2 protein-coding genes and 1 pseudogene are annotated in these 8,321 nt (G+C 51.3%); all 3 read left to right on the forward strand.

Annotation, left to right across the window (positions count from 1 at the left end):
- Positions 1-20: 20 nt before the first annotated feature.
- A complete protein-coding gene (locus ACO6V1_RS21180; protein ID WP_422468389.1) occupies positions 21-6,401 on the forward strand; it encodes a cadherin domain-containing protein in 6,381 nt (2,126 codons plus the stop codon).
- Between the two features lie 422 nt (positions 6,402-6,823).
- The gene (locus ACO6V1_RS21185; protein ID WP_422463717.1) at positions 6,824-7,807 is read left to right on the forward strand and encodes a hypothetical protein; all 984 of its coding nucleotides are present in this window, start codon (positions 6,824-6,826) and stop codon (positions 7,805-7,807) included.
- Positions 7,808-7,823: 16 nt separating this feature from the next.
- A pseudogene (locus tag ACO6V1_RS21190) lies at positions 7,824-8,321 on the forward strand (hypothetical protein); the annotation flags it as partial.

Consider the following 8,321-nt stretch of genomic DNA (forward strand, 5'->3'; position numbering starts at 1 on the left):
TTGATCAAACGTCTGGTGCCGTGCTTGCCGCGCAGGCATTCGACAGCGACTCCCTGACCCTGCAGACCCTGAACCTGGTGTTCAATGCTCCATCGGCGGGCAACCTGGTGCTGCGGATCTCCGACACCACCGTCAACGGGAATAACCGGGATCTGGTTATCGACAATGTTACCCTGCAGGCCACCAGTGGTGATAACCCGGAGTTGGCTGCCGGTAACGTCGAAACCCTCCTGACCACCCTGAATGTCAGCGATAATGCCCGGACCGGCACTGTCGTTGGTCAGGTACAGGCCAGTGATACCGACGGTGATACGCTGACCTTCAGTTTGACCGACGATGCCGATGGCCTGTTTGCCATCAACTCCAGTACCGGGGAGATCAGTGTTGCAGGTATTCTTGACTATGATACGGCCAACAGCCATCAGCTGACTGTGCGAGTCACTGATCCAAGTGGAGCGTACAGTAATCAGCAGTATGTTGTGTCCGTCACTAACGCACCGGAACTGGAGCCAGGAAGGTCTTCTTCGCTGTCAGTAGCAGCCTTTGAATTCAATAATGTCGCCGGTGTTTATGATGACCTTACCGACCATAGCCATAATGTCTCTTTTGACTCTGCTGCCAGCTTTGAAAGTGAGTCAGTTAATCTCGGGGGGGGCGGTGGTTCGCTAGGGGCGATGACCCTGGGTGGAGATTTTACCATTGCATCAACCTTTAGCTATAGTCAGTTCGGCAACTGGGCTCGGGTTATTGACTTCGGTAATGGTCCCGGTGCAGATAATATTCTGATTGCCAGTCCCTCGCCAAACCGTATTGAGGCTCATGTTTTCCAGGGCGGCAGCATGGTAGGTAGCGTGGGATTTGATAACTTCTACGATTTAAACGAAGTTTTCCATATTGCCCTGACGGTTGAAGATAATGGTCATATGCGCCTGTACAAAAACGGTGTTGAAGTGGCTGATAACCCCAATGGCCAGACACCGAATGAGATATTACGCACCAGCAACAAGATTGGCTTGAGTAACTTTTCTCAGGATGCAGCTACGGATGGTCATATCTACGATCTGGTGGTACTCAATGAATCACTGACCGCAGATGGTATCGGTGAACTCTATCACCAGACACAGGCTGACCAGTTATCAGAGTTTATCGGCAATTATCAGGCATTGGACCCCACCCTGGAACATGAGCAGGTTCTCGCGGCAGGCCACAATAAACAGTATCAGGTAGATATTGCGGCCCATCCGGAAGGAGGCTATATCGCCACGTGGAAGTCCGGCTCAGGCAACTCTGATGATCAAGTAATGGCCCAGCGGTTCGACGCAGCAGGCAATTCTATGGGTAATGCCCATAAAGTGAATACCTGGAATCTTTCCCAGCCCTATGGTGATCTGTTTGAAAAACCTTCTGTTGCCGTACTGCCCTCAGGAGCCTATGCCGTCACTTACTTTTATGAAGATCCGGGCTTGATAACCAGCAGCCTGACGCACTTTTTCAGGGCGGATGGAAGCTGGATCACCAGACGACATACCGATCATCAACACTACGGAACGGAAGTTACGGCGCTGTCTGACAATCGTTATGCCGTTTCTACCGTGAATAGCGACTACCAGCTTAAAGTCATCATGTATGATGAGAATGCCCAGCATACAGGTGACATTTTTATTGCCAATGTGGATTCAGACTATTCCCATCCCAAGTTGGCCGCTCTGGACAATGGCAAATTCGCCGTTAACTGGCGCGCATCCAATGGCCCGGATGACGCGATAAATCTGCAAATTTTCAATGCCGACGGTAGCAGTGCTCATGGCCCGGTTGCTTTTGGTGGTCACCCGGCCTCCTGGGGTCACGATACACAAGTCATAGTGCTGGACAATGGCGGCCTGGCCACCACTTACCAGAGTGGCAACACCTGGTATATCCAGATGTGGAGCTCCAATGCTACGGCCGTGGGTTCCCCAATTGCGGTCAGTGATGCTGGCGTGGTTGCCCTGAACAATATGCAGCTGACCGCCGTAGGCAATGATATCCTGGCTACCTTCCTGGCGGATGATGCGGATGGTTACGGTGTTTACAGCAGACTGTTCAGCAGCAATGGTGTGCCATTAACAGACCCCATTGCGATTAACGATACCGTAACGGGCCATCAATATGAGCCTGCGGTGACCGTCCTGGCAGATGGTACGGTACAGATTGCCTGGATGAGCAACCAGAATGATGATGCGGATATCTACACCAAAAATCTGTCCCTGGGCCAGCAGATTGGTGAAAATGCCCAGCCCGGCACAATTGTTGGGCAGGTAGGGGCCAGCGATCCCGATGGCGATGCGTTCGTTTACAACCTGACCGACAGTGCCGATGGCCGATTTGCTATTGATCCCATTACCGGGGTCATCAGCGTCGCCGGTGCCCTTGATTACGAGACAGCCGCCAGCCATCAGTTGACGGTACGGGTGACTGACCAGACCGGTGGGTTTGAGGAGCAGTTGTTTGTGGTTTCCCTGGTGAATGACCAGAATGTTGCCCCGGTATTACTGCAGCAGGATACGTACTACTCGGCAGTGGCTGCCTTTGATTTTGCCGATGGTTCAGGCCAGGTATCGGAAGACCTGACGGAGAATAATCTGGACGTGACCTTTAACAGTGGCATCACTCATTCCAACGATGGTGTCAGGCTGAACAGTGTCGGTGGCTCCCTGGGAACCATGGCACTGTCCGGTGATATGACCATCGCTTCGACATTCACCTATCACAGTCACAGTAACTGGGCAAGGATTGTTGATTTTGGTAATGGCCCCAACGCCGATAATATTGTGATTGCCAGCTCTTCAGAAGGTCGAATTGACGTGGAAGTTTTCCACGGCAATAACAAGGTCGGTTATTTGGCGTTTGATAACTTCTATACCCTTGGAGAAACCTTCCACGTGGCCGTGACGATTGATGCCGATGGCCATATGCACCTGTATAAAAATGGTGTTGAAGTGGCGGACAATCCAAATGGCCAGGGGCCTAACGGGGTGTCATTGACCAGTAACCTGGTGGGACAGAATAACTGGGGCATGGCCGCCACAGACGGTAGCGTCAAGGATCTGATCATTGTTGATCACTTTCTGGATGCCGACCACATCAGCGATCTTTACTCGCTGACAAACTCAGGACAAATAGAAGTATTTTTAAATCCTCTACACATTACTGAGGACGCTGCGATCGGTACTGAGGTAGGTCAGGTGCAGGCCGAAGATCCGGAAGGTAATACGCTGAGCTTCAGCCTGACCGATGATGCCGGTGGTCTGTTCACCATTGATGCTGGTACCGGGGTTATTCGCCTCGCCGGTGACCTGAATCACACCTTAGCCAGCAGCCACCAGGTAACCGTCCGGGTTACCGATCATCCCGATGGAGCATTCCATGAGAAGCAGTATGAGATCTCAGTTGCTGACCACAATTATGCACCGCAATTTTTGCCGGAGGGGGGCTCAGGTGCACTGGTTGCCTATGATTTTGCCCAGGGTTCGGGGGAGGTGGCTGAAGACCTCACTTACCACAATCGGGATCTGACCTTTAACAGTGGCATCAGCCGCTCTGATGATGGTGTCGCGCTCAACAGCGTTGGCGGCTCTCTGGAGGCAATGACCTTGCGGGGCGATATCACCATTGCCTCCACCTTCACCTACCACAGCCACAGCAACTGGGCACGGCTGGTTGATTTCGGTAATGGTGCCGGTACCGACAATATTCTGATCGCCAGCCCGTCAGAAGGGCGAATACAGGCGCAGATCTTCCATGGCAACCAAGTTGTGGGTTCCGTAGCTTTTGATAATTTCTACACGCTGGGGGAAACTTTCCATCTGGCCCTGACAGTTGACGACGATGGTCATATACACCTCTATAAAAACGGTGTTCAGGTAGCGGATAACCCCAATGGCCAGGGGCCATCCGGAGTAGAACTGACCAGTAACCTGGTGGGTCAAAGTAACTGGTCCCAGGATGCCGCAACGGATGGCACGGTGAAAGATCTGGTTGTGTTCGACCGGTCCCTGGACCCGGACAGTATCAGCGCCTTATACCAGCAAACGCAGATCGGTGAAGTAGAAGCATTCCTGAGCGTTCCCCTTGATACCATTGCCGAAAGCGCCCTTCCCGGTACGGTGGTCGGTCGGGCTCTGGTAAGTGACGTGGATGGTGACAACCTGACCTTCAGCCTGACTGATGATGCCGGTGGTTTGTTTGCCATTGATGCCGCTACCGGAGAGATCACAGTGGCCAACACCCTGGACTACGATTCGGCCTCCAGCCATCAGTTGACCGTACGGGTTGCCGATCCATCCGGTGCCTTCAGCGAGCAGACCTATGTGGTCGCCCTGGCTGCTGCACCGGAGCTGTTGCCGGAGCGGGGTTCTGATGCCCTGGTCGCTTTTGACTTTGCCAACGGTTCCGGCGAAGTTGCTGAAGACCTGACCGACCATAATCAGGATCTCACCTTCAACAGCGGCATTACCCGCTCTGACGATGGGGTCAGGCTCAACAGTGTCGGTGGCTCATTGGGAGACATAACGCTGAGCGGTGATATGACCATTGCGTCCACCTTTACTTACCACAGCCACTCTCCTTGGGCACGGTTGGTTGACCTGGGCAATGGCGCTGGCACCGATAATATTTTGATCGCCAGCCCATCGGAAGGACGAATAGAGGTTCAGATTTTTCACGGTAACAACATTGTCGGCTCAGTGGCTTATGATAATTTCTACACTCTGGATGAAACTTTCCATCTGGCCTTGACGGTGGATGCTGATGGCCATATGCATCTGTACAAGAATGGCGTTGAAGTGGCTGACAATCCCAATGGTCAGGGGCCTGCGGGGGTGACACTGAACAGCAGCCTGGTGGGTCAAAGCAACTGGCCTCAGGACGCGGCTACGGACGGTACCGTGAAAGATCTGATTATCCTGGATCGGTCACTGGACCCGGGCAGCATCAGTGATCTCTACGGTCAGACGCAATCCGGTCATATTGAAGTATTTCTGGCCTCTGCGGATATTGTTGAGAGTGCCCTGCCAGGAGACGTCGTTGGCCAAATGCAGGCCAGCGACCCAGCCGGTGAGGAGCTAACCTTCAGCCTGGCCAATAATGCCGGTGGCCTATTCACCATTGATGCCGCTACCGGGGAGATCAGTCTTGCCGGAACTCTCGATTATGAGACGGCCACCAGTCACCAGTTGACCGTCAGGGCTACAAACTCATCCGGCGGATTCATTGAACAGCCTTATGTTGTGTCCGTGACAGATGCCGCAGAATTACTACCGGTGCATGAAGCAAATGATGCATTGGCCGCCTTTGACTTTACCACCGGTTCCGGTGACAAGGCGGAAAGTCTTACCAGCAATGGTCAGGTTCTGACCTTCTACAGTGCCCTTACCCATTTCAATGATAATGGCGTCAGCCTCAACGGTGCCGGTGGCTACCTGGGAACCATGGCCCCGTCCGGTGATATAACCATTGCTTCGACCTTTACCTATGACAGTCACACTAACTGGGCCAGGATCATTGATTTTGGTAATGGCCCCGGCACCGATAATATCCTGATTGCCAGCCCTACAGAAGGTCGCATCGAGGCACAAATTTTCCACGGCAACACCATGGTCGGGTCTGTGGCGTTTGATAACTTCTATACCCTTGGAGAAACTTTCCACATGGCCCTGACGGTTGATGCCGATGGCCACATGCACCTGTATAAAAATGGCGTTGAAGTGGCGGACAATCCAAATGGCCAGGGGCCTTCCGGGGTGTCCCTGACCAGTAACCTGGTGGGACAGAGTAACTGGTCCCAGGATGCTGCCACCGATGGTACCATGACAGATCTGGTGGTTCTGGACAGATCTCTGGATCCCGACAGCATCAGTGACCTCTACGATCAGGCCCAGTCCGGTGATATTGAGTCATTTTTAACCTCTCTGGAGATGATCGGTACCGAAAGTGCGGATATCATCAAAGCGGACAGTGGCAGCAACACTCTGCTGGGTGAAGCGGGTGACGACATTCTCTTTGGTGGAGCCGGTAATGACACGCTAACCGGGGGTACGGGTTCTGATACCTTTACCTGGGAAGCACCTGACCTTGGTACAGCTGCGGCACCCGCAGAAGATGTCATCACTGACTTCCATCTGGGGCAGGGGGGTGATGTTATTCACCTGGACGATATCCTGCCCAGTGATCACGGGGATCTGGATCAGTATCTGGCCCTGAATTTTGACAACGGCGATACCACGCTTGAAATAACACCACAGGTGGGCGGAGATATCACTCAGAAGATCAGGCTGGAAGGGGTTGACATGTCCGTGCTGGGCAACACCGATGCCGAGATTATCAACAATCTGATTAATAACGGTAATCTCAGCCTGGATTGAGTTTTGTCCTTTTGCTGATAGAAATATATTCAAAGGTCTCAGGCGTTTGCACCATCCCGGCTCCAGCCGGGTTCAAATCCACATACGCTACGCAGGTAAGTAGAGCAGCTTCGTTTATTCTTGCCACTAGCTTAATTTGCTTATTAACCGCTGGATACTGCCATCGGCGCTAAAATATTTTAATCTTCAGGGGCAGCTGTCAAAGCACTTTCAACATTACTAATAGCCATAACAAATAATGAGGCATGGTTAAAATAATTATTGAACAGAGTATTTATGGATGAAACTTATATGATCAGAAAAAGTCTTAAACTGGAATTCAATAGTTTAATAATTCAATGGAACGCTCTGTTAAATTAACTCAATTCAATGTTGCTTTTGCCGGGTTTTATTCAAGCTCACAAGAACAACAGCACCAAACTATGAGAAATGAACAGCAGCCGACGTACCAAGGCATATCTGTTCAGGCACTGGACGATCCTTTTCGTATTTACCATAGTCAATCAGACAGACACAACAACAGTCCTGGTCCTTTTAGTTCATTGAATGAATACAATATTGCATCTCTGACCAGTAGCGATCAGGAAGCCCCTGATGAAATTAATATTTCTGGGATACTACTGCCAAGGCTGGATGAATATTCATCTTATCATTCTGACACTACCCTCTTGGATGATTCACTATCATCAATACCAGACATCCGCTTTCTTCAGAATGAATACCTAGTGGAGAACGAGCCTGAGGTCAACGAGCCAATACCAGAGTGGGACCCGGATTGTCTGTTGGCTAATCTTCATGCAATACTCTCTAATCAACAACATTCAAGGCCAGTTGGGGGAGCTAGCTGGCAAAACCACAACCAAACGACAAGTGATCATCAAACGCGGCAGGCAGAAGAAGTACTTAATGGCAACACTTCAGCAGTTGAGTACCAAAAGTGCTATCAGAATCATTCCGATCACCTAGAGCACCAAAGGGTATACCAAAGGAAGCGTTACCGGAATGATCCCGATTACGTAGAGCGCCACAAGACATACCAAAGGAAGCGATACCAGAATGATCCTGATTCGGCAAAGAGACGAAGGGAGCGCTATAAGAATGATCCCGCTTTCGCAGAGCGCGAGAGGGAGCGACAAAGGGAGCGTCTCAAAGATCCTGCCTGGCGGGAGAGCAAAAAGATACGCCAAAGGGAACTTCGCAAAAATCCTGCTTACGTAGAGCGTGAAAAACAGCGCCGAAATGAGTTGCACAAAGATCCCGCATACGCTGAACGCAGAAGAAGGCGGCTCATCGAGCGCCGCAAAGATCCCGCTTACGTTCAGCGCCAGAGAGAGTACCATAGGGAATACCGGAAGAAGCGCCGTTTGAGAGTTTTGCAAAGACAATTTCTCGGGCAAAAACTATGAGCATCGCAGGCAGTGGGTGGTTGATCGATTGAAAGCGCTTTCTGGTATTTTTGTCCTGAAAGTCTGTGCTTATGCGGTTATGTCGAATCATTATCATGTGGTGCTCCATATCAATAATCAGCAAGCCAAAGAATGTGACACCAAAGAAGTCTTACAACGCTGGACGCAGCTTTTTTCTGGCCCGCACCTGGTTCAGCGTTATCTTGCCGACGATCAGCTGGGCAAAGCAGAGCTGCTGCGTGTCGAAGAATGTGCCCAGAAGTACCGAGGTCGTTTAATGGATATCAGCTGGTTCATGCGCTGCCTTAACGAATACTTAGCCCGGCTGGCCAATAAAGAGGATGAGTGCAAAGGGCGCTTTTGGGAAGGTCGTTACAAAAGTCAGGCCCTGTTAGATGAGGCAGCATTGCTGACTTGCATGGCCTATGTCGACTTAAACCCCATCCGGGCAAAAATTGCTGCAACGCTGGAAACCTCAGAACATACCTCTATTAAAGAGCGCATTGAGACACAC

This window comes from Endozoicomonas sp. ALC013, assembly GCF_049310205.1.
Classification (GTDB): domain Bacteria; phylum Pseudomonadota; class Gammaproteobacteria; order Pseudomonadales; family Endozoicomonadaceae; genus Endozoicomonas.